The following is a 21826-nucleotide window of genomic DNA, read 5'->3' as shown; positions in this document are numbered from 1 at the left end:
TTTCGGGATATCATGCAACCAGACATAGTGCAAATGACGAGAGGGTTTCGTTCGCCGCGAGTTCCTTCGCGGGCAGAGGGAATGCTCTCTGTAAGCAGTCCATTTGGCTGCCCATGAAATTCCCCTCCATACACTGACGGAGAAATCTAGTGTTGGTATGCCCACACCTGCAATCGAATTCTTGTCGCGCGAAGAGCGGAAGGAGGGCAAGCTTCAGCCGCAGGCATCAACGGCAGGCCTCCAGCTCAAAGCGGCACTTGGAGTCCGCCGACCTCTGCCACATATCATTACAGAGACATGGATAGGGCCCATGACAAACCGAACCATATTGATTACCGGCTCGACCGACGGCGTCGGCCGCAGGGTTGCCCAGAGGCTTGCAGCCGAGGGGGTGACGCTTCTCGTACATGGCCGCGACCACGGCCGCGGCGAAAGCCTGGTCGCCGATATCGAAAAAGCCGGCGGCAAGGCGATCTTCTACCGAGCCGACCTTGCCTCGCTTGACGATGTCCGCGCCCTTGCAGGTGCCATAACCGGCGGCCACAACCATCTTGACCTGCTGATCAACAATGCCGGCATCGGCACCGGCAGCCGCGGCGAAGGCAGACAAATGAGCCGTGACGGCTACGAGTTGCGCTTCGCCGTCAACTACCTCGCCGGCTTTCTGCTCACGCGGATGCTGTTGCCCCTGTTGCAGAAAAGCCGGAGCGCCCGCATTGTCAACGTCGCGTCCGCTGGGCAGCAGGCCATCGATTTTTCCGATGTCATGCTCGAGCATGGCTATAGCGGCGTGAGGGCCTATCGCCAGAGCAAGCTGGCGCAGATCATGTTCACCTTCGATCTCGCCCTGGAATTCGACAGCATGCTCATCACGGCCAATTGCCTGCATCCTGCCACCTATATGGATACGACCATGGTGCGGCAGTCGGGCGTCCAGCCTATGAGCACGGTCGATCAGGGTGCGGATGCCATCCTCAACCTTGCCGTTTCTCCTGCAATGAAAGGACGCAGCGGCCTTTACTTCGATGGGCTTCGTGAATCCCAGGCCAATCCCCAGGCCTATGACGCCACAGCCCGAGCGCAGCTGCGTCGGCTGAGCCTCGACCTCGTGAAATCGAGCTGACCTTGCATTGGATGACGAGATAACATCGACAGCGGAACGATGAGGTTGCCCGTTCTTCTATGAAGTGAAGCGCCTGAGATAGGTGAGGCTTCGTTGCGCAAACTCGAAGGGCTTCAGCGGATTATCGTGCTCCACGACAAGCAATCGTGCACCACTTGTTATCGCGATGCGCCATAGGGCAGGCCATACAAGGATGCCCGAACCGACATCCGTCCATCCCTCTTCCTCAGGCGGAGATACGCCATCTGGCGCTTGATCTTTGATGTGAGCGGAAACCAGTACGTTTCGATAACGCTTGAGCCATTCGGCTGGATTGTTTTGGGCTCGGGCCAACCACGCAATGTCTGCTTGCCATACCAATGGGCTTCCCTTTGCGGCATCAAACATCAATTCGAAGCCGTAACGGCCGCCGAGCAGGCGATCAAAGCCAGTCGTCTTATTATGATATCCGACGACGACACCGTCCACCTCAAAGCGCTCTGCCAGAGTTCCCAGCTCGTGGCCCAGTCGCTGCCAAGCGTTTGATGTCTCTGTCTTGAATGCGTTGGCAGGATGGAGAGCAAACAGGTGTTCGATGCCGCACTCACGGCATGCGTCGACGAACCTCATCGGCTCACCTCGCAACGCATCGAGGCCGACGTGGGCTGAAGGCGCGCTCAGTCCGTGCCGCTGAAGCGCTTCCCTTAAAGTGTCGGCGTCGCGCAAGTGGATTTCCAGAGGTTCGACTGCTCGAAACCCTGCACGGGCAGCTTCCGAGAGCTGCGTGTCCAAGTCACCCAGAGCCCGCATCGAAAAGAGCTGCAGCGATAATATCGGCTCGATCATTACTGAACCTCGAAGTTTCGGAGGCAGTTCGCAGCATAGAACCTCAGGAACGCGGCGGCCCCAAGGGAAATGCCCCTGTATTCTGATGCCTGCAAAGTGACGTATATCCCAACGGGATATGCAAGAGGCACATCATGACCAGTTCCACGGTTTTTATAAGCAATCGCAGTCAGGCAGTGCGGCTTCCCAAACCTGTCGCCTTTCCAGAAGACGTGCATCAGGTCGATATTCTCAAGATTGGCCGCAGCCGCGTGATCGTGCCGCAGGGCAAGCGTTGGGACGATCTGTTTCTGAGCGGGCCGCGTGTCAGCGAGGACTTCATGAGCGAGCGTGAACAGCTGGCGGCCGAAGAACGCGAATCCTTCTGATGCTCACCTATATGCTCGATACCAATATCTGCATCTATGTAATGAAGAGCTATCCACAGGAACTGCGTGAGAAGTTCAATGCGCTTGCCGAACAACTTTGCATATCGAGCATCACGCTTGGGGAATTGCATTACGGAGCGGAGAAGTCTGCCTGCCGCGTCGAGAACCTGACGGCAATCGAGCATTTCGTAGCCCGGCTGGAGGTGCTGCCGTTCGGCGACAAGGCGGCGGCCCATTACGGACAGGTGCGGCGGAATTAGAAGGGGCGGGCACGCTTTGCCGCCCGCACGACATGCAGATCGGCGGCCATGCCCGCAGCGAAGGGCTGATCGTTGTCACCAATAATACGAGGGAGTTCGGCCGGATGCCCGGTCTCAGAGCAGAGAATTGGGTGTGATCGGCGGTGCTGTTGAGAAGAGGCCGGACCATGATAGTTCCGGCCATAGGGGTTCACTCGCGCTTCTTCGAAGTCGTAACTATTCATATCCACGCTGACCGCCCCAGCAAAGAAGTCCAATCCGACCGGCCCCGCAACCTCCAGCGCGTCGATGGCCCCCTGAGCATCGAACTGCGGATCAGTTTCCTTTCAGCTTTTGCCTAGAGAGCTTGGAAAGAGCACGGGAAGTTCACTTTCGGCAGCTTTCCATGCACGAACATGATAACGCCGCAACAGAACAGTGCTCGCGGTGAAGACCACGATTCCGGCGACCACGGCAAATCCCATGGGCCATCCGCTGACTGCCTTTGCGATGATGCCGGCGAAGACGCCGGCGATCGCTCCGTCAATCATGCTCACCATGCCGGCAGTACTCATGAACGATTGCCAATAGGAGGGCCTCAAACCCTTGTCGGAACGAACGGCAAGATCGTCGTCATGTGTGGCGTGGACAAGATAGCGCTCCATAAGGGGTGCGACCTCGATGTAGTAATGGCGGATCCTAGCCATGCCACGGGCATGCACCATGTCTTCAATGGCAACCTGGACGGCTCGGACGAAGGTGACAAAGCCCAGAAAATAAAGACAAGGCAGCAGGATCAGACTGAACAGCACGAAAGCCGTACCCATCTGTGTCACCTGTGCGACGAATGCGAGCGCGATCGTTCCGCTTGAGACGGTCGTAATGAACAGGTTGGCGCGCTGATTGGCCTCCTGGATTGTCGCCGCCCGTGCGGTTTGCAAAACGAAATGCTCTGTGGTCATGAACTGCCGGATTTCCTCTCCGGCACCACCGTCAGGTTTTTCGGGCATGATGAGCTTCCTTTCGCCTTGGACCCGGATGATTTCAGGTCGAATCGACGATGAAGCGACAACGATTCATGGTTTGCGATGGACTTGCTCATCCGAGGCGCGCTTGTCTGGCTTTCGCGCGCCCTTGTTCATGCGTGTGAGTTCTCGGATTGGTTCAAATTCCATCTCAGGCGGCACCATCTTCTGCCGGTCTTCTATGCCGTCGTCCTGGTTCAATGGCTTGGACATTTGGAACTCCCCGATCTGGTACTCCTCGGATGGCCTTGCCTCAGGTGAGTTAAGGCAGGCGTCATATTAGAACAGACTAACACAACGCCGAAGATAAGGAACCCTGGTGAACCCAGACCGGCGATTTCTGTCCAACGATCTTCTGGTCATTGCGCAGCACTGACCCGCCAAATTGTGTTGCCGACGTCGTCCGCAATCAGCAGGCCGCCTGATTTATCCACCGCCAGGCCGACCGGGCGGCCGTGGGTTTGGTCGTCGCCTTCGAGAAAGCCGGTCACGAAATCCTGTGGCATGCCGCTGGGTTTCCCGTCCTTGAAGGGGACGTAGACGACCTTGTAGCCATTGAACTGGTAGCGGTTCCAGCTCCCGTGCTCGCCGACGAACGCACCCCCTTGGTACTGGGCGGGCAAGTTGGTGGCTGTGTAGAAAACCAAGCCCAACGGCGCGACATGCGAACTGAGCGAATAATCGGGAACGACGGCCTTGGCAACGAGATCCGGCCGCGGCGGCTGGACGCGGGGATCGACGTTCTGTCCGAAATAGCTATAGGGCCAGCCGTAGAAGGCGCCGTCCTTGACCGAGGTCATATAGTCGGGAACAAGATTGGGACCTAGCTCGTCCCGTTCGTTGACGACGGTCCACAGAGCATGGGATTGGGGCTCAAAGGTCAGGCCGTTTGGATTGCGCAGGCCGTCGGCGAAAATGCGATGACGACCCGTTTCCCTGTCCACCTCCCATATGGATGCGCGATCCTTCTCGGCCTGGATACCGTTTTCGGTGATATTGCTGTTGGAACCTACACCGACGTAGAGCAGTTTTCCATCTTCGCTGGCGACCAGGCTCTTCGTCCAATGGTGGTCGATCGGTCCGCCCGGAAGTTCGGTCAACACCGTCCCAGGATCAGTGATCTTGGTTTGGCCTTCCTCATAGTGATAGCGCACGATCGCATCGGTATTTGCAACATACAGATCGTTGCCGACCAGTGCGACGCCGAAAGGCGAATTGAGGTTATCGAGGAAGGTCTCCTTGACCTCGGCCACGCCATCTCCATCGGCATCCCGAAGCAAGGTTATACGATTGCTGTCTTGCGTGCTCGAATCGCCCCCCGACGTTGCCATCGACTCGATCCAATCCATGACAAGATCCTTGGGACGCTTGATCGAGGCTTCTTTGGGCGCGATGGATTCAACGACCAGCACGTCGCCGTTCGGTAGCACGTAGACCGAGCGGGGATGCTTCAACCCCGTCGCAAGCGCCTTGATCTGCAGGCCCTGAGGTACGACCGGCTTTTCACCTTCCTTCCATCCGATGATGGAGGCGACGTGCATGGGTGGGAACAAGTACTGCGCCAGTTTGGGCAGCTTCGGATTCGGGCCGACTTCCTCGCCAGGATCGGGTTCCTTTTCGCTGCACGCCGTCAGCGTGAGAGCGACGATACCGAACAGTATCGCAGGCAAGGGAAGCAGACCTTTGGGAAGAGCGTATCTGATCATTGCACTCGCCCTCCTACGCGCCGCCGCTCGACCAGCCGGCCAAGCACGGCATTTACCAGCATCAAAACGACGACAATGGCGGAAAGCGTCAGACCCGTCGGTACCACCGAAGTCCAGGCATCGCGGCTGTGAAAGAGAGCGTTTAGAAATGCGAGTACAAAGATGGCGACGCTGCAAAGCATGTAGAGCCATCCGACACCCGTCCTGAGAACAAGGCGGCCTCTCGCGATATCAACGATGCCCGCAACGCCAGCCACGCCGCTCAGCAGAAGCCCGGCGGTCAACAGCCAGGCGGAGAAATTCGTCCACGTCATCTCGGCTGTCATCCAGTAGGCTATGTCGGTCAGCAGTACTCCCGCGAAACATGCGGCAGCAAAGTGCATCGGTATTGCCCGCAAGGGCGGTTTCGACAGCAGAATTGGCTGGGTACTCGAATAGGTCATTTTATCGTCCCGATTGCTGTTGCCCGGCAGTCGCACAACCACAGTCTTCGGGAATTGTTCCCGCTGGACGATCACGGTCGTGTCAGATAGTCGAGCGACAAAAAAGCAAGCAGGACGAAAAACCAGCATCCGGCGCCAAGGGCGGCGATACGAGAGAGGCCCGGCTCCTCGTTGAGATGCATGTAGATCCAGAAAATGATGCCCGTTTTGGCGAAGGCAACCATGAGGTTGACGGTCAACCCCGGCAGTCCCGTCAGGACAAAACTGCTTACCACGGTCGCAGCCAAAAGCAGCATCAGGGCAATCCAGGAACGAAATAATGAACTGGAGAGCATGGCCTACCTCGCGAGATAAAAGACCGGATAGAGGAAGACCCAGATGACATCGACGAGATGCCAATAGAGGCCGGCGACGACCAGAACGATGCTCCTCTCGGGCAGAACCAGGCCGCCGCGAAGGACACGCCCCAGCAGGAGAAGGAAAAGACCAAGACCGACGAGAAGATGAATGGCGTGCAGAGCGGTCGCCACGAAATAAAGGTTCATGAACAGGTGCTGGGTGGCGCCCGTGAACCGCACCTCCGCTCCGGGGAACGGCAGCAGCTTTTCTGCATATTCAAGAGAATACTCATAGCCCTTCAACAATAGAAAGCAGACGCCGAGACCGATGACGCCGCAGAGCCAGGCGCTCGTCGAGTGCCGTCTGCCGCCCCGCGCCTCTTCGACGGCAAGAGCGACGAAGAAGCTTGACGTCAGAAGGATCGCCGTATTCAGCGCCCCAAGCAGATAATGAAGTGCCTTGGACGCCTGAACGATTTCCGCGGAGTGCAGAATGCGGATTGTCGCGGCGACTGCGAAGATGCCGCCGAAGAGCATGATCTCGCTGCCGAGGAAGATATACATGCCCATCATAGCGGCCTGGCGCTGTTGGCCGAGGTCACTGTACGGTTCGGTGACCGATGACGTTTCAGCCATCTCCTGCCTCCATCTCGTAGTCATAGGGGTCGGTATCGACAACGGGCGTCTTGTCGAAATTGTGCTTCGGCGGCGGTGATGGCGTCGACCACTCCAAGCCCGTCGCCTCCCAGGGATTGTTTCCCGCGGGGTCGCCATAGCGCATCGAGTAGACGAGGTAGATGAGCGGCATCAGATAGGCGACGCCAAGCAGGCTCGCGCCGACCGACGAGAGGTCGTTCAGTACCTGGAACTCCGGCGGATAGACATGATAGCGCCGCGGCATTCCAAGATAACCGAGCAGGAACTGCGGAAAAAACGTCAGATTGAAGCCAAGATAGATGAAAATCGCCGCGAGCCGCCCCCACACCAGCGAATACATGCGTCCGATGATCTTCGGCCACCAGTAATGCAGGGCGCCGAAGAATGCCGACACCGTTCCACCGACCATGATGTAGTGGAAGTGCGCGATGACGAAATAGGTGTCGTGAACATGGACATCGATCGCCAGCATGGCCAGCATCAGTCCCGTCAATCCGCCGAAGACGAAAAGTCCGATGAACGCCATCGCGAAGAGAAATGGCGCGTCGAGCGAGATCTGGCCCTTAAACAGCGTCGCCGTCCAATTATAGACCTTGATACCAGACGGAACTGCCACTGCGATGCTCAGGAAGGAAAAAACCGCGCTCGCATACATCGACTGTCCGGCAACGAACATGTGATGCCCCCAGACGAAAAAACCGAGGAGCGCAATCGCAATAGAGGATCCGGCAACGAACTGATAACCGAATATCGGCTTGTGCGCGCCGGCCGCGACCAGCTCGCTGACGACACCGAGGGCCGGCAGAATCATGATGTAGACGGCCGGATGGCTGTAAAACCAGAATAGATGCTGAAACAGCAGCGGATCGCCGCCAAGTGCGGGATTGAAAATACCAAGCCCGAAAAGGCGCTCGGCCGATATCAACAGAAGCGTTATCGACAGGACCGGTGTCGCGAGCACCAGGATCATGGATGTCGCATAGATCGACCAGACGAACAGCGGCAACCGTCCCCATGTCATGCCGGGACAGCGAAGCTTGTGGACCGTCACGATGAAGTTCAGCCCTGTCAGGATAGATGAAAACCCGACCACGAACACCGCCACCGCGGCCAGGACGACATTTCCGTTGGCATACATGGTCGAAAGCGGCGTGTAGAAGGTCCAGCCGGTATCGACTCCCCCCGCCACCAGCACGATCACCGTAAACAGGCCGGCGATCACGTATATGTACCAGCTCAACAGGTTCAGACGCGGAAAGGCCAGGTCGCGGGCCCCGATCATCAAGGGAATGAGGAAGTTGCCGAAGGTGTTCGGGATCGACGGGATAAGGAAGAACCAGACCATGACCACGCCATGGATCGTGAAAGCACGATTGTATCCCTCGTTGGTCAGAAGATCTCCCGCAGGCGTCAGCAGGTCGAGACGGATCAGGGCCGCCGCAACTGCCCCGATCGCGAAGAAAAACGAGATCGACAGCAGATAGAGAATGGCGATCCGCTTGTGGTCGGTGGTGACGAGCCAGGAGCTCAGAGTATGGCCGGCACGCAGGTAACTCACTCGCTCTGTATTGGTTTCCGACAGACCGCGATCGTTGAGGTTCGTGCGATCCGGGCGCCGGTCGACAATCGTCATGGCATTTTGCTCCCAGGCTGCAGCGACTTGATGTAGGCTGTGATCTGCAGCACCTCCTCCTCACTCAGCACATTCTGAAATGTCGGCATGATCGCGGGATAGCCGGCGGCGACTTGCGATTGCGGCAGGAGAATGCTGTCGCGGATGTATTGGTCGTCCGCGATTACCGTCTCGCCTGACTGGAGCGCCACCGGCCTGCCATAGATTCCGACGAGCGACGGCGCTCGCACCGTCGATGTCGGCTCATGGCAGCCGCTGCATCCGCGCCCGCGGAAAAGTGCCGCACCTTCGGCAGCCAGAGACGGATCGTTCGAGGACAATTCGAGCCACTTCGAATAATCGCCAGGCGACATTACGACGAGGCTGCCGGTCATTTCCGAATGGTTGGTTCCGCAAAACTGCGAGCAGGCGATACGGTAGGTGCCCGGCTTGTCGGCCGTGAACCAGGTGGTCGAATAGCGGCCGGGCACGACGTCCTGCTTGATGCGAAGTGCCGGGATGAAGAGGCTGTGAATCACGTCCTGCGATGCCATCATAAGCCTTACGGGCTGGCCCGTCGGCACGTGCAGTTCGTCGATTTCCGCCTGGCCTTCAGGATGCCGGAACTTCCACATCCACTGCTTGCCTACGACATCGATCTCCAGCGCTTCCGGCGGCGGATTGTAGAGCTTCGCAAAGAGCGCCGTAGACCAGACGTAGAAGCCGATAAGCGCCAGGAACGGGACGATTGCCCATGAAATCTCGACGCCGACGTTTCGATTGACGGGGTGCCTGCGGTTTGCCGGTCGCCCCCGGCGATACTTGACCGCGAAAATGACTATCAGGATGAAGACTGGGCCTGACAGCAGGACGATCAGCGCGGTAAATGCGATGACCAGCAAATCCATCTGATGGCTATAGGCCGAAATGCTGTCAGGCCAGAGTGGAAGGAAGCGGCTCATCGGCCCCGCTCCCCTGCTCGGCCGCGCTTACGCTCGCGCAGAAGCATCACCGTGATCCAGCCCGCACCGGCTACGACGGTCGCGCCGCCGCCCACACTCAATGCAGTCTTAATGGCCGGGGAATAGCGGCCCATCGCGGGATCATAGTGGTAGCACAGCAAAAGAAGCCGATCGCCCCAGTTTCCCAGCCGTCCTTGTCCCGCCTCGGTGAGTGCCAGCTTGAGATCGCCTGCGTCCGGCGCGAGTCCGTACAGCCAACGACTGAGGGTGCCCTGTGGCGTCAGCAATGCTACAGCCGCCTCGTGAGCATATTGTTTCGTATCAGCATCCCAGGCATAGCGATATCCCAGCGCGTCCGTCACCGCGCGAATGTTGGTTTCAGAGCCGGTTAACGCATGGACGCCGCCGGTGAGTTTTGAAAAACGTTGACGCAACTGGCCGAGCGACTCTTGTGCCTCCCTCGGCCCCTCATGCGGGTCGATCCCGAACGCAACGACGACGAATTCTTTCGATGGCCGGAAAGGTTGCGCTTCGATCGCCTCCATCAGGCCGGAGAGTGTGAGACCGCAAATGTTCGGACAATCGTGCAAGACGGGCGCCAACAGAATCGGTCGGCCTTGCGCGAGTTTTCTGAGCGTGACCGGGCGTCCGGCCTCGTCGATGAACTGGCCGTCGAGCGGAACGGCCGCACCAGGCCTCGGATCGATGCCGACAACGTCGAACGGCCTGAAATAATCAGCGAAAGCCGTCCCCGGAACGATGAACGCCCATACAAGGCTTATCAACAGCAGGATGCCCCGTATCATGGCTCGCCTCCCTGCCGATCAGGGTCCGGCCAGCCTCGCGCGGCGAGGATGTCGATGGCCCGATCAATCGGAATTCGCGCGGTCTGTCCGCCTTCGTCGATGCGGCCATATGCGGTGATGCGCGCTTGCGCGCGGTTTTGTAGCTCCGCCCGGTTGGCCGACGGCGACACCTCGAGAAAAGGTGCAGCGGAGGCGTCGTGCTGCGTAAAGCCGGGGGGTCGGAGCTGCCCCGCGGGAGACACGAAATGGAGAATGCCGAAGGTAACAAGCACGGAAAGGGCTATGCCGCCAAAAAGCATGATTCCGGCGAACAAGACGTCGCGCGGTGCGACATCCCGCATTTCGTAGTCAAGCGATCGTTTCCGGTCTTGTGAACGGCTTCGGTGAAAACGGCTCATGACCGCACCTCTATGCTCGGCGTCGGCCGCAGACGGGCAAGCATCGCCGCGGATCGGGAAAGGATCGCCAGACCGAGGAGTGTCAGTCCGATTACCGCCGTCAGGCAGGCTGTGACGGCAAGCCCCAGATGCGTCTGGAGGGCAGGTAGCGTCAGCCAGATATTCTCCAGCAATCCGCCGGCAAGAACGCAGATGCTGAGGCAGACCAGCCACCGACCGCTGCGGCGGACGGGTGGGAAGACCAGCAGGAAGAGGGGCAGAAGGCGTAGGATGGCGATGAGATGCTCGATCCCGGCCCAGAGGCCGGCGCCACGTCTTTGAAACCACGCAACCCCTTGCGGCAGGTTTCCAGACCAGACGATGAAATACTGCATGAATGCGAGGTAAACCCAGAGCAGGATCGCCGTCAGAAAAAGGGCACCAAGGACCGCCAGAAGCTGCTTCGTGGCTCCCGCCGCTGCTCTCATGACAATCAGTGTCGCGAGCGCGTTCAGCATTTGACCGGCAAGGAAATAGAGACCGAAACCAGACGAATGGAATTGCGTATCCAGCGACACCAGCCAGTCTGTCGCAAGCAGTCCATGCAGTGGCACGAAGGCGATAATTCCGATGAGCGCGGCAGACATGCGGCTATCGCGCCGAACAATCAGAATGCCTGCAAGCACGCACGCTGCGGCAAGTATCAACAGAGTGCGAAGGGCAAAAAAGCCGGGCGTCAGGAATATGCCTTTGAAAGCTGCCGCGTGAGCAGCACCCGCCCAGCCATATATCCATGGAATCCCGGCCAGGACCGGCAGCGAAGCCAGTAACACGAGAGGGAGCAGAAGCAATGCCGATTCTGTCTCTCCAGCGAGAGCCTCGCGCCAGACGCCTGGTATGATCGTCATCATCATCGTCAGGCACAGAGCGCCAAGAGGCAGAGCGCTCACGAAGACAAAGGCCGCAAGCCAGCCCATTAGCGCCGCCTGAGCAAAAAGAAATGCGAGCGCGAGCGCTGCCAGGCAGAAGATCAAGCCGACGACGAAAAGCATGCGGGCTGGCAACACTTCGACCCAGGTCATGAACCCGCCTCCCGAAGCCTGGCGCGATCTTCCGGCGACAGATCTGCAACGGGCGCATTCTGGCTGAGCTGCAAGGCGCGAATATAGGCGGCGATCGCCCAGCGGTCCGCGGGAGCAACACGATCGGCATAGGAGTACATCGCGCCGTGGCCCTTGGTGATGACTTCAACGAAATAACGCGAAGGTGCCTCGCGCAGCCGGGCGATATGAAGGCTTGGCGGGCGAGGAAACCCGCGGGCCGGGACCGTACCCTCGCCGTAGCCTCCAGCATCGTGGCACGGCACGCAATATATGCCGAACCGCTCCTGCCCGCGCTTGAGCAAGCCCACCGTCATCGGCGGTCGTCGGGCAAGCGCCGCCTCCAGTTCCGGATCGTCCCGTGCGACGGTTCCATCGGGTGGAGCCTGGAGCGCCTTGCCGTCGGCGAAAAGACTGCTGCGCTCGTAGGAATCGTAGCGCGGCTGATGGTTCATGTCGTCACAGGCGGAAAGAAGCAGAAGCGGAAGCAGGGACAGAAGACCGTATCTCATTCGGGCTGCTCCGTATGAGTGATCGTATTCACCCGAACAGGATGCAGTTTCTCCAGGAATTTCCGGGTGCTTCGGCGCTTGAACTGGGGATCGTTGCTGAAGATTACCAGGAAGAATTTGTCGGAACTGGCGAGATGGAATTCCGGATCGTCGAAAAGGGGATGATGGAGGCGTGGCAGCCGATTGAGGAACAACATGCCGAAGATTGCGAACAACACCGAAAAGAGCACGCCCAGTTCGAAGGTAATCGGCATGAAGGATTGCCAGGCGTAGAGCGGCCGGCCGCCGATTTCGATTTGATAGGCGTAGTTCGTATAGAGCTGAAGACCGTATCCAACGGCTGCGCCGACAAACCCGCCAATCAGAGTGAGCCCCGGTACGATGTTTTCCCGGAAGCCAAATGTCTCCGTCAGTTCCTTGATCGGAAAGGGCGAATAGGCTTCCAGGAAGCGAAAGCCCGCCGTTCGAGCAAGCCTGACAGCTTCGATCAGACGCTCCGCGCTGTCGAATTCAGCCAGGATTCCGAAGACTTCGCTGCCTGGCGCCGGCTCACGCATGGCTCAGGTCTCCCGTCTCGCGCAGCGCTTCCTTCACCTCGAAAGCCGAGATGACAGGCAGGAAGCGCACAAACAGCAGGAACGGCGTAAAAAAGACCCCCAGCATCCCGGCGTAGAGTGTCCATTCCCAAACGCTCGGATGATATTCGCCCCAGGACGAGACGAGGTAATCACGATAAAGCGATGTCACGAGCAGCATGTAACGCTCGAACCACATCCCGATCGTGACCGACAGGCCGATCAGGAACAGGGCAGCGGGCCGTCTGCGAATGCTTTCCAGCCAGAGAAGCTGCAGCGGCAGGAAATTGAGCCCCACCGCTGCCCAGTAGGTGAGGGCGTAGCTTCCCGACAACCGGTCCATCAAGGTCGCGACATCCTGCATCTCCCCGCCGTAAAGAGCATCGAAGACCTCGGCCAGATAGCCGTACGCCGTCATAAGGCCGGTGGCGAGCAGAAACCGTGCAAGAAGGTCGAGATGCCGATCCGTGACAAAATCGCCAAGACCGAGCGCGTGCCGCAGCACAACGGCGATCATCAATACCACCGCGAAGCCGGAAAAGGCCGCTCCCAGGACGAAGTAAGGTGGAAAGACCGTCGAATTCCAGCCGGGGATCGGTCCTGCAGCGAAAAGCAGCGAGACTTCGGAATGCACCGACACGACGAGCGGAACCGCGATAGCCGCTGTCAGGCGATAGGCCTGGTTCCAGCGCGCCCAATGCCTTGCCGACCCACGCCAGCCGAGCGCGCCAAGACCATAGAGGACTTGCTGCCAGCGCTTTTTCGCCCGGTCGCGCACGGACACCAGATCGGGAACGATGCCGACGTACCAGAAGAGGATGGACACGGTCAAATAGGTGAGCACCGCAAAGAAGTCCCAGCTCAGCGGGCTTTTGAACTGCGGCGAAAGCGTCATGGTGTTCGGATAGGGGGCGATCCAGTAGAAGAACCAGGGGCGACCAATGTGAAGGATCGGATAGAGACCGGCGCAGACCACGGCGAACAACGTCATTGCCTCGGCAAAGCGATTGAGCGAATTGCGCCAATGGGCGTTAAGAAGGAGCAACATTGCCGAGATCAGCGTGCCCGCATGACCGATCCCGAGAAACCAGATGTAATTGGCGATCGCCAGGCCCCAGTTGATCGGAATGTTGTTGCCCCAAACACCCACGCCATAAATCAGAAGCACGGTTGCCGAGACGACAAAGCTTGCAAGCAGCAGGAGCGATGCGCAAAAGCAGATCCACCAGGCCCGTGGCGCCGGATAGCGGAGCGGTATTCGTGTGATCCGAGCGGTTATCGCCGCGTTGTCGACTGTAGGCGCGTCGATCATCCTGCGACTTCCTTCCCCCCGCCGCGGTTGTCCTCGATGCGGGCGAGATAAGTGGTCCGCGGCCTGGTGTTGACTTCCTCAAGCAAGGCATAGTCACGTTTCTCAGCCTTCCGGCGGCTGACGCGGGAGCGCGGATCGGCGACGTTGCCGAAGACGATCGCTTGTGTCGGACAGGCCTGCTGGCATGCCGTCACGATCTCTCCATCGCGGATCGTGCGCCCCTCCTTGTCCGCGACGATGCGGGCTTCCGCGATGCGCTGGACGCAATAAGTACATTTTTCCATGACGCCGCGGCTGCGTACGGTGACATCAGGATTGCGCATCGCCTTGATCGACTCCGGATCGTCCTGGGTGAAGTCGAACCAGTTGAAACGGCGAACCTTGTAGGGGCAGTAGGAAGAGCAGGTCCGCGTCCCGATGCAACGATTGTAGACCTGCAGGTTCAGCCCGTCGATGCTATGCACCGCAGCGTTTACCGGACAGCCCATTTCACACGGCGCCTGCTCGCAATGCATGCATGGCACCGGTTGAAAATAGGATCGAGGGTTATCGACCTCTCCTTCGTAATAGTGATCGATGCGCAGCCAATGCATTTCGCGCCCCTCGGCCACGAGTTCCTTGCCCACCACCGGGATGTTGTTCTCGGCCTGGCACGCCGTGACACAGGCATTGCAGCCGATACAGAGATCAAGATCGATCGACATGCCCCAGGACGGATCCTGCTGAGGCCGCTTGGGATAGAACGAAGGCGGGTCCCCGCGCTCGTCGCGCTCCAAATGTTGCCGCAGCTCGGACAGGGAAACAGTGCGGATGAAATTGTAGCCGTCGATGGCCTGGTGCATCTGTGTCGTGGCGACCGTCGACCGGTTGCCGGTCTTCTCGACAGAAGTACAAGCGAGATGCCACGGTCGGTCGAACCGTCGCAACGCATAGGCGTCGTAACCGAGATCGTGCGCAATCGAATCCCGTGCCCGCCGTCCGTAGCCGAGCGTCACGCCGATCGAACGGTGTTCCTGGCCGGGCATGACCCATGCGGCACCTATGATAGTGGCGGTATCGGTCGAAATCCGGACCTCGTCGCCGTTTTCCAATCCCTGCTCGCTGGCGAGCTTCGGACTGACCTGAACGACATTGCCCCAGGTAATCTTGCTGAGCGGACGCGGCGTTTCCTGTGCCCACGCGTTTGATGAAAGGACCCCATCCCAGATCCCGGCGTCAGGGCGGATACAGAGCGCGAACCTGTGGTCAGGAACAGGCGGCGGCGCCGGCAAGCTCCGGTCGATCACCGACGCCGCCACGTCTGCGGCGGCACTGCCATCCACCATTCCCTTCACCAGGCTCTCACGCCAGCGTGCATCAAAGTCAGACCCCCAGGCCGCCATCCAGGTCTGCTGGACCAGGTCGCGATCATGAGCTTGCCGCCCCTGCAGGTTTTCGAGTACGGCGTGGACTGAACGGACATCGAAAAAAGGACGGACGAGCGGCTGGAGGATGCAGACCGATCCATCGCTCGCCCGGCCGTCGCTCCAGCTCTCGAGATCATGCTGCAGGGGAACATGCCATTGGCTGAGCTCGGCAGTCTCGTCGACATAGAGTCCCGCGTGGACGCGCAACTCGACCTTCTTCATAGCGCCGGCGAAATCGAGAGCTCCGGCCGTGCTGTAGGCCGGGTTGGCGTCGACCACAGCCAGGGTCGAAACAAGCCCTGCCTGCATGTCCTCCACGAGATGTTTCAGGGACTCATCACCATCCGGCGGCCCCGCGAGAACGGGTTCGCGAAAACTGAGGGTCGTGCCGAAGCTGCCAAGCGCTTCGTTGATCAAGAGTCCGAGCATTTGAGTTTCCGGGGCATGCATGGACCCGACGAGAAGCAGAGCCTTTCCTCGCGATAACTTCAGAGCAGCAACCGCGTTATCGGCCCACTTTCGCTGCAATTCGGAAACAGGCACTGCTTCGATCCCAGAAAAGCCGAGACCCACTGCAACTGCGCGCAGAATCCCGTCGATCTCAAAGGCAGAAATGGCAAGGCGCTCATCCGCAACCGCGCCGGTCGCTGTCGGCAGCGGCTCGGCGACGAAAAGGCGGCAATCGCCCGCCCCCGTCTGCCGCATCCGACGCCGTTCAGCAAAGGCGCCTGCGTTGGGCGTCTGACGGGGGCCGGGCCCGAGGAAATCATCATCGAGGCACACGATGGTTTCAGCTCGGTCGAGGTGTAGCTGGAGGTCGAGAGGCCGTCCGAAGACCCTTGCTGTCGCTGCCCGTTGAAAGGCGTCCGGAACGGTATTGCACATATGCCAACGGGCTTCCGGCCAACGCTGTGTCAGCAGCGAGATCTGGCGCAGCAGCGTCGGAGACGCGAATGGGCCTGTCAGTATGCGAAAACCCTTTCCGCGGCTGGCATCGAGGTCGCGCGCGCGACGCGCCATCGCAACGTCGAACGCGTTCCAGTCGGCCGGCTTGCCGTCATGTCGCGGCCCTTGCGAGCGCGCGGGATCGTAGAGCCCGAGGAGAGCAGCCTGGGTGAAGGCGTCTGTCGTCCCTCGCGACGTGGGATGATCTGGATTGCCTTCCAGCTTCACCGGCCGCCCGGCAAATGTCTTTCCCAGCACAGGCTGGGCGAAGCCGGCGAAATTGACGGCTGTCGCGTACCATTTCGCCTGACCAACCGTCAGGTTGTCAGGTGCGGTGACATAGGGATAGGCAGCCTCGTCTTCCTCGCCTCGGCAGGCAGACAACCCCGCAAATGCGAGCGAAGCCGCCATGATCTTCAGCATCGAGCGACGATCAAGGGAAGGCCCGTTGGATCCCAGCGCGGGAAACTCGCTTTCCACGAACGCTCGGAATGCCGGTGTCCCAGAAAGCTCCTCGAGGCTGCGCCAGAACCTGCGCCCTGTCTTACCGCCCAGATACCGGGCCAGTTCCCTTTTCACCTGTGGAGCAGTCGTCATCGCATTACCTGTGACAGATGTTGCATTGCGTGAGTTTTGCCGGCTCGACGCCGTAGGTTTTGACCATCAGTTCGCCATAGGCCTTGTGCATCTGCGGATGGGTGTCCCAGTCGCTCCAATCCATTCGCGTGGCTTCGGCGACGGGACGCAGATTGGGGCCGGGATTGCGATGACAATCGAGGCACCATTGCATTTGGAAAGGTCTTGCCCTGGACATGAGCGGCATCTGGTCGACGCGGCCATGGCACGTGACGCAAGGTACGCCGTGTGTCACGTGGGCCGAGTGGTTGAAGTAGACGTAGTCCGGCAGCCTGCTGACACGGTTCCAGGCGAGCGGCATGTTTTGAGCAAGGCTGCGGCGCACAGGTTCAAGCATCGCTGCTCCAGTCCAGATCTGCGAATGGCAGCTCATGCAGATCTCAGTTGCCGGCAGTCCGGCGCGGGCGCTGGTTTCTACCGAGGTGTGACAGTAGCGGCAGTCAATGCCCAGGCCTGACACGTGGTGTTCATGGCTGAAGGGAACCGGCTGATCCTGAACCCAGCCGACCAGAGTGCCGTAAGTGGAGTCGGCGTAGCCGCCGGCAAAAAGCACGACCAGGAAAACAACCAAAAAGGCACCGAGCAGGGTGGCCCGCAAACGCGTGTCAGCCGACGCGGTGAAAATCTGCGCCACCCATTCCCTCCTGATTGCTCAATCAGACAGGTGCCGAACGCCACGCGCTCGCAAATGTTCCGATGCGGTCCGTTTACAGGCTGCGCCGCAGCATTCGGTTCCTCGAATGAAAAAAGCCTCGCGCGAACGCGGGGCCGATAGGTGATGAGATGTCGGAAGCAATATGCGCCCGCTCTGCCTGCCCGGTCTTGTGTCAGCCTGACCTCCACGATGTTCACGTTGTCGCTATCGCTTGCAATGTGCAGACCAAAACCGCAGGTGCTCACAAACTTTTGGGAACCATGCACGGAACGCATAGTTCTCCCTTTTGACAAGAATGGGAGATTCGCGATGCAGCCAGTTTCCACAGATACTGTAACCATCACATTCACTCTGAACGGCGGGCCGCAGACGCTTCAGGTCCGGCCATGGATAACCCTGCTCGATCTCTTGCGGGGTCCCCTGCAGTTGAGCGGGACAAAAAAGGGCTGCGATCATGGCCAATGCGGCGCCTGCACCGTCCTAGTCGACGACATACGCAAGAATTCCTGCCTGCTCCTCGCCGTATCCCTCGATGGGTCGTCCGTGACGACCATCGAAGGCATTGGCAGCGAAGAAGACATGCATCCGCTGCAGCAAGCCTTCGTCGAACACGATGCATTCCAATGTGGATACTGTACGCCGGGCCAGATCTGTTCCGCCGTCGGCCTCATCCATGAAGGCCATGCGCATAATCGCTCGGAAATCCGGGAGCTGATGAGCGGTAATCTCTGTCGCTGTGGAGCCTATACGAACATAGCCGATGCGATCGAAGGCGTCATGCAGCACAAGACCATGGGCGCCAATCGACTGGAGGCCGCAGAATGAGACAGTTCTCCTATTTCCGCGCCGAAAACCTGCAGCAGGCGATCGCCGCACTTGCGAACGATCCCGACGCCGAAGTCCTCGCCGGCGGGACCAACCTCGTCGATCTCATGAAATACGACGTCGCACGGCCCGGCAGGATCATTGACATCAACCGGCTGACACTGCGCGAGATCGAGGAGCCGCCGGAAGGCGGACTGCGCATAGGCGCACTGGTCAGCAACTCCGATGTCGCCTACGATCCACGGGTCGAGGAACATTTTCCTCTGCTTTCGAGCGCCATCCTCGCCGGCGCCTCCCCGCAGCTGCGCAACGCTGCAACGACGGGCGGGAATCTGTTGCAGCGGACACGCTGCTACTATTTCTACGATCCATCGACACCCTGCAACAAGCGCGAACGCGGCAGCGGTTGCGGAGCAATCGGCGGCGTCAACCGAATTCATGCGATCCTCGGCGCCAGCGATCATTGCATCGCAGTTCATCCCTCGGACATGTGCGTGGCTCTCGCCGCCCTTGGGGCTATTGTCGAGGTGGAAGGCCCGTCCGGCCACCGAGATATTCCATTCCTGGAGTTCCATCGTCTTCCCGGCGATGATCCCTCGCGCGACAACACTTTGCAGCCCGGTGAAATCGTTGTCGCCGTGCGGATCGAAGAGGACAGTTTCGCCGCCCACTACAGCTATCTGAAGATCCGCGATCGTCTGTCCTACGCCTTTGCCTTGGTCTCGACAGCGGCAGCCATCGATATCCGCGATGATAAGATTATCGACGTCCGCGTGGCGCTCGGAGGCGTGGCGCACAAGCCTTGGCGCGATCCGCTCGCCGAAGCCGAGTTTTCCGGGGCGGCGCCAAACAAGGCGACGTTCGAGGCTCTGGCGGAGCGACTGCTCGCGGGAGCCAAGGGCCAGGGTGACAACGATTTCAAGGTCCCGCTTGCTCGCAGAACTGTCGTGAGAGCCCTCACTCAGGCGGCAAATGGCACGCCTCAGATCCAGTCCGAGAAGGCAGTACGCTAATCGCGAGGAGGAAAGACAATGCTAAACGAACCGAAAGTCGTTGGTCATCCCGTCTCGCGTGTCGATGGTCCGCTTAAGGTGGCAGGCAAGGCGCACTATGCCGCGGAGTATTATGAATCCGACATGCTCCATGGCTACATCGTCCCTGCCACGATCGCCTCGGGACAAATCGCATCCATTGACGTCGCCGAGGCAGAGCGATTTCCAGGCGTCGTGAAGATCTACACGCATGAAAACAGGCCCCCGGCCGCAACTTTCGATAGCGAGTGGCGGGACAAGGTGGCTCCGCCCGGAAACCCATTCCGTCCGCTTGAACGGCGCGAAATTCAGTTTGATGGCCAACCGGTGGCGCTGGTCGTCGCTGAATCTTTCGAGCAGGCGCGCGACGCCGCAGCGCTGGTGCGCGTCACCTATGCCGCAAAACCCGCCCACACTGACATTGTTGAAGAATATCCGGGAAGCTACACGTCCGCAGAGAAAAGGTCCGGAATTCCGCCCACGCCCAAGCCGCGGGGCGATGCGCAGGGAGCGTTTGACGCCGCGTCGATCAAGGTTTCGGCAGATTACGGGATGGCAGGCGAACATCACAACCCGATGGAGCTCTTTGCCAGCACCGTTCTTTGGCAAAGTGAAGGTCAGCTCACCATCTATGAGAAGACCCAGGGTTCGCAGCCCACCCACGAATATGTCTGCAAGGTTTTCGGGCTGGATCCGGATCGTGTGAAGGTCGTGAATGCCTTCGTCGGCGGGGCCTTCGGATCCGCGCTGCGTCCGAAGCCTCAGCTCTTTCTCGCGGTCATGGCAAGTCTCGATCTCAAACGGTCCGTAAAGGTCGAAATGAACCGCCGCGACATGTTCTACCTGACCTGGCGGCCAGCCTCGGTTCAAACAGTGTCGCTCGCCTGCGATCGCGGCGGCAATCTGCAGTCGGTGATGCATGATGCCGTTTCGGCGACATCCACCTACGAGGACTATCAAGAGGTCATCGTCAACTGGTCAGGGCTTGCCTACCGGTGCGACAACGTCAAGCTCAGCTATAAACTCGCCAAGCTGGATATGTCGACGCCCGGCGATATGCGCGCTCCCGGAGCGGTCACGGGCGTGTTTGCCCTGGAATGCGCGATGGACGAACTTGCCTATGCCGCTGACATCGACCCGCTCGAACTTCGTATCCAAAACTTTGTCGATCGCGACCAGAACGATGACAAGCAGTTGACCTCGAATGCTCTGAAAGCCTGTTATGAGGAGGGCGCGAAAGCGTTCGGATGGGACAGGCGTACGATGCCGCCGCGCTCGATGCGTGATGGCAAGGAGCTTGTCGGTTGGGGTGTCGCGACGGGCGTCTGGGACGCATCGCTCATGGCAGCGGAGGCCAAAGTGCGCCTCTCCTCGGATGGGAGCGTGACGGTCTCTGCGGCCGCGACCGACATCGGCACGGGAACCTATACGATCCTTGCTCAACTCGCCGCAGAGGAATTCGGGGTGGAGGCAGCCGATGTGACCGTATTGATCGGAGACTCCAGCCTTCCGACAACCAGCGTAGAGGGCGGCTCGTGGACAGCAGCATCTTCAGGATCTGCCGTTGAGGCCGCCAGCACCGCAGTCAGGAAAACGTTGCTCCGGCATGCCCTCGCAATGGATAATTCTGCGCTCAAAGGAGCGACGCCCGATGATGTCGCAATTCGAGACCACCGGCTGGTTCTGGCCAGCAACAACCAGATTGGCATAGCCATTTCCGACATCATGGAGGCGTGCAAGGTTTCTTTCATCGAAGAGCTCGGCAAGGCTGCCCCAGACGAAGAGCAGAAAAAGACATTCGCCAGTTACACGCATTCCGCCGTCTTTGCCGAAGCCCGCGTCGACGAGGAGCTCGGCGTCGTGCGAATTTCCCGGGTGGTCACCGCGATCGCGGCGGGCCGCATCCTTAATCCCAAGACCGCTCGCAGCCAGATCCTGGGCGGCGTCGTGATGGGCATCGGGGCGGCCTTGCACGAAGAAGCAATGCTGGACGACCGGACCGGTCGGATCATGAACCACAATCTTGCCGAGTATCATATCCCGACCCATGCGGATATCCGGAACATCGAAGTCATCTTCGTCGAAGAGCAGGATGACAAGGCAAGTCCCATTGGCGTCAAAGGGCTTGGCGAAATCGGCATCGTGGGCGTTGCTCCGGCAATCGCCAATGCTGTGTTCCATGCGACAGGGAAGCGCATCCGTTCCCTGCCAATAACGCTCGACAAGATCCTGTCTGCTGACGACGGCATGACATTGCAATGAACGACGCGCGCCGGGCTCGACTCGATAAAGCAGAGGAGGTTTGACATTGAGATCGGTTGTTCGATTTGCGCAATCGCGTCCGTCTC

General features: G+C 59.4%; 22 protein-coding genes and 1 pseudogene. 6 read left to right on the top strand and 17 right to left on the bottom strand.

Going from position 1 to position 21826, the window contains the following annotated elements; genetic code table 11:
* Window positions 1–310 precede the first annotated feature (310 nt).
* A complete protein-coding gene (locus AAE029_RS00515) occupies window positions 311–1123 on the top strand; it encodes an SDR family NAD(P)-dependent oxidoreductase (RefSeq protein ID WP_371070825.1) in 813 nt (270 codons plus the stop codon).
* 57 nt (window positions 1124–1180) lie between these two features.
* On the opposite strand, the gene AAE029_RS00510 is transcribed toward AAE029_RS00515, so the two are convergent.
* Window positions 1181–1948 carry a sugar phosphate isomerase/epimerase family protein gene (locus tag AAE029_RS00510; protein WP_371070824.1) on the bottom strand — a complete coding sequence of 256 codons (768 nt, stop codon included), beginning with the start codon at window positions 1946–1948 and terminating at the stop codon, window positions 1181–1183.
* A 134-nt stretch (window positions 1949–2082) separates the two neighbouring features.
* Here AAE029_RS00510 and vapB point away from each other — a divergent pair, with 134 nt between their 5' ends.
* On the top strand, window positions 2083–2316 hold the full coding sequence (gene vapB, locus AAE029_RS00505; protein WP_371070823.1) for a type II toxin-antitoxin system VapB family antitoxin: 234 nt from the start codon (window positions 2083–2085) through the stop codon (window positions 2314–2316).
* Window positions 2316–2713, top strand: a pseudogene (vapC, locus tag AAE029_RS00500) (tRNA(fMet)-specific endonuclease VapC). The gene vapB and the pseudogene vapC overlap by 1 nt, the downstream one beginning before the upstream one ends.
* Window positions 2714–2902: 189 nt before the next feature.
* On the opposite strand, the gene AAE029_RS00495 reads toward vapC, so the two are convergent.
* From AAE029_RS00495 to AAE029_RS00420, 16 genes are all read right to left on the bottom strand, one after another.
* The gene (locus tag AAE029_RS00495; protein ID WP_371070822.1) at window positions 2903–3565 is read right to left on the bottom strand and encodes a hypothetical protein; all 663 of its coding nucleotides are present in this window, start codon (window positions 3563–3565) and stop codon (window positions 2903–2905) included.
* Window positions 3566–3631: 66 nt separating this feature from the next.
* Entirely contained in the window at window positions 3632–3793 is a 162-nt protein-coding gene (locus AAE029_RS00490) for a hypothetical protein (protein ID WP_371070821.1), read from the bottom strand.
* Window positions 3794–3939: 146 nt separating this feature from the next.
* Window positions 3940–5286 carry a sorbosone dehydrogenase family protein gene (locus AAE029_RS00485; protein WP_371070820.1) on the bottom strand — a complete coding sequence of 449 codons (1347 nt, stop codon included), beginning with the start codon at window positions 5284–5286 and terminating at the stop codon, window positions 3940–3942.
* Window positions 5283–5729, bottom strand: a complete 447-nt coding sequence (locus AAE029_RS00480) for a DUF2231 domain-containing protein (protein WP_371070819.1) — start codon at window positions 5727–5729, stop codon at window positions 5283–5285. Before AAE029_RS00480 ends, AAE029_RS00485 begins: the two co-directional genes overlap by 4 nt.
* A gap of 71 nt (window positions 5730–5800) precedes the next feature.
* A complete protein-coding gene (locus tag AAE029_RS00475; RefSeq protein WP_371070818.1) occupies window positions 5801–6064 on the bottom strand; it encodes a cytochrome C oxidase subunit IV family protein in 264 nt (87 codons plus the stop codon).
* A 3-nt stretch (window positions 6065–6067) separates the two neighbouring features.
* On the bottom strand, window positions 6068–6703 hold the full coding sequence (locus AAE029_RS00470) for a cytochrome c oxidase subunit 3 (RefSeq protein WP_371070817.1): 636 nt from the start codon (window positions 6701–6703) through the stop codon (window positions 6068–6070).
* A complete protein-coding gene (locus AAE029_RS00465; RefSeq protein WP_371070816.1) occupies window positions 6696–8357 on the bottom strand; it encodes a cbb3-type cytochrome c oxidase subunit I in 1662 nt (553 codons plus the stop codon). Before AAE029_RS00465 ends, AAE029_RS00470 begins: the two co-directional genes overlap by 8 nt.
* Window positions 8354–9298 carry a cytochrome c oxidase subunit II gene (gene coxB / locus AAE029_RS00460; RefSeq protein ID WP_371070815.1) on the bottom strand — a complete coding sequence of 315 codons (945 nt, stop codon included), beginning with the start codon at window positions 9296–9298 and terminating at the stop codon, window positions 8354–8356. The genes AAE029_RS00465 and coxB overlap by 4 nt, the downstream gene beginning before the upstream one ends.
* Complete coding sequence (locus AAE029_RS00455) at window positions 9295–10104, bottom strand: SCO family protein (protein WP_371070814.1); 810 nt, start codon at window positions 10102–10104, stop codon at window positions 9295–9297. The genes coxB and AAE029_RS00455 overlap by 4 nt, the downstream gene beginning before the upstream one ends.
* Window positions 10101–10445, bottom strand: coding sequence for a hypothetical protein (locus AAE029_RS00450; protein ID WP_371070813.1), 345 nt, complete (start codon window positions 10443–10445; stop codon window positions 10101–10103). Before AAE029_RS00450 ends, AAE029_RS00455 begins: the two co-directional genes overlap by 4 nt.
* Window positions 10446–10498: 53 nt before the next feature.
* Window positions 10499–11563, bottom strand: a complete 1065-nt coding sequence (locus tag AAE029_RS00445) for a hypothetical protein (protein WP_371070812.1) — start codon at window positions 11561–11563, stop codon at window positions 10499–10501.
* Window positions 11560–12093: a cytochrome c gene (locus tag AAE029_RS00440; protein WP_371070811.1), complete on the bottom strand. Its 534-nt coding sequence runs from the start codon at window positions 12091–12093 to the stop codon at window positions 11560–11562. The genes AAE029_RS00445 and AAE029_RS00440 overlap by 4 nt, the downstream gene beginning before the upstream one ends.
* Window positions 12090–12650: a DUF3341 domain-containing protein gene (locus AAE029_RS00435; protein ID WP_371070810.1), complete on the bottom strand. Its 561-nt coding sequence runs from the start codon at window positions 12648–12650 to the stop codon at window positions 12090–12092. The genes AAE029_RS00440 and AAE029_RS00435 overlap by 4 nt, the downstream gene beginning before the upstream one ends.
* Complete coding sequence (nrfD, locus tag AAE029_RS00430; RefSeq protein WP_371070809.1) at window positions 12643–13980, bottom strand: NrfD/PsrC family molybdoenzyme membrane anchor subunit; 1338 nt, start codon at window positions 13978–13980, stop codon at window positions 12643–12645. The genes AAE029_RS00435 and nrfD overlap by 8 nt, the downstream gene beginning before the upstream one ends.
* Window positions 13977–16928, bottom strand: coding sequence for a TAT-variant-translocated molybdopterin oxidoreductase (locus tag AAE029_RS00425; RefSeq protein ID WP_371070808.1), 2952 nt, complete (start codon window positions 16926–16928; stop codon window positions 13977–13979). The genes nrfD and AAE029_RS00425 overlap by 4 nt, the downstream gene beginning before the upstream one ends.
* Before the next feature lie 4 nt (window positions 16929–16932).
* Window positions 16933–17601 (bottom strand): cytochrome c3 family protein, encoded by a 669-nt coding sequence (locus tag AAE029_RS00420; protein ID WP_371070807.1) that lies wholly within the window; start codon window positions 17599–17601, stop codon window positions 16933–16935.
* 330 nt (window positions 17602–17931) lie between these two features.
* Here AAE029_RS00420 and AAE029_RS00415 point away from each other — a divergent pair, with 330 nt between their 5' ends.
* From AAE029_RS00415 to AAE029_RS00405, 3 genes are read left to right on the top strand one after another with little or no spacing between them, the layout of a single operon-like run.
* On the top strand, window positions 17932–18447 hold the full coding sequence (locus tag AAE029_RS00415) for a (2Fe-2S)-binding protein (protein ID WP_371070806.1): 516 nt from the start codon (window positions 17932–17934) through the stop codon (window positions 18445–18447).
* Window positions 18444–19460: a xanthine dehydrogenase family protein subunit M gene (locus AAE029_RS00410; RefSeq protein WP_371070805.1), complete on the top strand. Its 1017-nt coding sequence runs from the start codon at window positions 18444–18446 to the stop codon at window positions 19458–19460. Before AAE029_RS00415 ends, AAE029_RS00410 begins: the two co-directional genes overlap by 4 nt.
* A gap of 18 nt (window positions 19461–19478) precedes the next feature.
* Window positions 19479–21740 carry a xanthine dehydrogenase family protein molybdopterin-binding subunit gene (locus tag AAE029_RS00405; RefSeq protein ID WP_371070804.1) on the top strand — a complete coding sequence of 754 codons (2262 nt, stop codon included), beginning with the start codon at window positions 19479–19481 and terminating at the stop codon, window positions 21738–21740.
* Window positions 21741–21826: the final 86 nt, after the last annotated feature.

Origin of the sequence: Sinorhizobium sp. CB7, from assembly GCF_041357635.1 — a bacterium.
In the GTDB taxonomy this organism is placed as follows: domain Bacteria; phylum Pseudomonadota; class Alphaproteobacteria; order Rhizobiales; family Rhizobiaceae; genus Rhizobium.
Note: the sequence above shows the minus strand (reverse complement) of the source record. Positions and strands in the feature narration are given on the sequence as shown.

What these genes read in the sequence shown, in the direction of transcription:
- AAE029_RS00515 (WP_371070825.1), top strand. Translation starts at nt 311, where the DNA reads ATGACAAACCGAACCATATTGATTACCGGCTCGACCGACGGCGTCGGC.
- AAE029_RS00510 (WP_371070824.1), bottom strand. Translation starts at nt 1,948, where the DNA reads ATGATCGAGCCGATATTATCGCTGCAGCTCTTTTCGATGCGGGCTCTG.
- vapB (WP_371070823.1), top strand. Translation starts at nt 2,083, where the DNA reads ATGACCAGTTCCACGGTTTTTATAAGCAATCGCAGTCAGGCAGTGCGG.
- AAE029_RS00495 (WP_371070822.1), bottom strand. Translation starts at nt 3,565, where the DNA reads ATGCCCGAAAAACCTGACGGTGGTGCCGGAGAGGAAATCCGGCAGTTC.
- AAE029_RS00490 (WP_371070821.1), bottom strand. Translation starts at nt 3,793, where the DNA reads ATGTCCAAGCCATTGAACCAGGACGACGGCATAGAAGACCGGCAGAAG.
- AAE029_RS00485 (WP_371070820.1), bottom strand. Translation starts at nt 5,286, where the DNA reads ATGATCAGATACGCTCTTCCCAAAGGTCTGCTTCCCTTGCCTGCGATA.
- AAE029_RS00480 (WP_371070819.1), bottom strand. Translation starts at nt 5,729, where the DNA reads ATGACCTATTCGAGTACCCAGCCAATTCTGCTGTCGAAACCGCCCTTG.
- AAE029_RS00475 (WP_371070818.1), bottom strand. Translation starts at nt 6,064, where the DNA reads ATGCTCTCCAGTTCATTATTTCGTTCCTGGATTGCCCTGATGCTGCTT.
- AAE029_RS00470 (WP_371070817.1), bottom strand. Translation starts at nt 6,703, where the DNA reads ATGGCTGAAACGTCATCGGTCACCGAACCGTACAGTGACCTCGGCCAA.
- AAE029_RS00465 (WP_371070816.1), bottom strand. Translation starts at nt 8,357, where the DNA reads ATGACGATTGTCGACCGGCGCCCGGATCGCACGAACCTCAACGATCGC.
- coxB (WP_371070815.1), bottom strand. Translation starts at nt 9,298, where the DNA reads ATGAGCCGCTTCCTTCCACTCTGGCCTGACAGCATTTCGGCCTATAGC.
- AAE029_RS00455 (WP_371070814.1), bottom strand. Translation starts at nt 10,104, where the DNA reads ATGATACGGGGCATCCTGCTGTTGATAAGCCTTGTATGGGCGTTCATC.
- AAE029_RS00450 (WP_371070813.1), bottom strand. Translation starts at nt 10,445, where the DNA reads ATGCGGGATGTCGCACCGCGCGACGTCTTGTTCGCCGGAATCATGCTT.
- AAE029_RS00445 (WP_371070812.1), bottom strand. Translation starts at nt 11,563, where the DNA reads ATGACCTGGGTCGAAGTGTTGCCAGCCCGCATGCTTTTCGTCGTCGGC.
- AAE029_RS00440 (WP_371070811.1), bottom strand. Translation starts at nt 12,093, where the DNA reads ATGAGATACGGTCTTCTGTCCCTGCTTCCGCTTCTGCTTCTTTCCGCC.
- AAE029_RS00435 (WP_371070810.1), bottom strand. Translation starts at nt 12,650, where the DNA reads ATGCGTGAGCCGGCGCCAGGCAGCGAAGTCTTCGGAATCCTGGCTGAA.
- nrfD (WP_371070809.1), bottom strand. Translation starts at nt 13,980, where the DNA reads ATGATCGACGCGCCTACAGTCGACAACGCGGCGATAACCGCTCGGATC.
- AAE029_RS00425 (WP_371070808.1), bottom strand. Translation starts at nt 16,928, where the DNA reads ATGACGACTGCTCCACAGGTGAAAAGGGAACTGGCCCGGTATCTGGGC.
- AAE029_RS00415 (WP_371070806.1), top strand. Translation starts at nt 17,932, where the DNA reads ATGCAGCCAGTTTCCACAGATACTGTAACCATCACATTCACTCTGAAC.
- AAE029_RS00410 (WP_371070805.1), top strand. Translation starts at nt 18,444, where the DNA reads ATGAGACAGTTCTCCTATTTCCGCGCCGAAAACCTGCAGCAGGCGATC.
- AAE029_RS00405 (WP_371070804.1), top strand. Translation starts at nt 19,479, where the DNA reads ATGCTAAACGAACCGAAAGTCGTTGGTCATCCCGTCTCGCGTGTCGAT.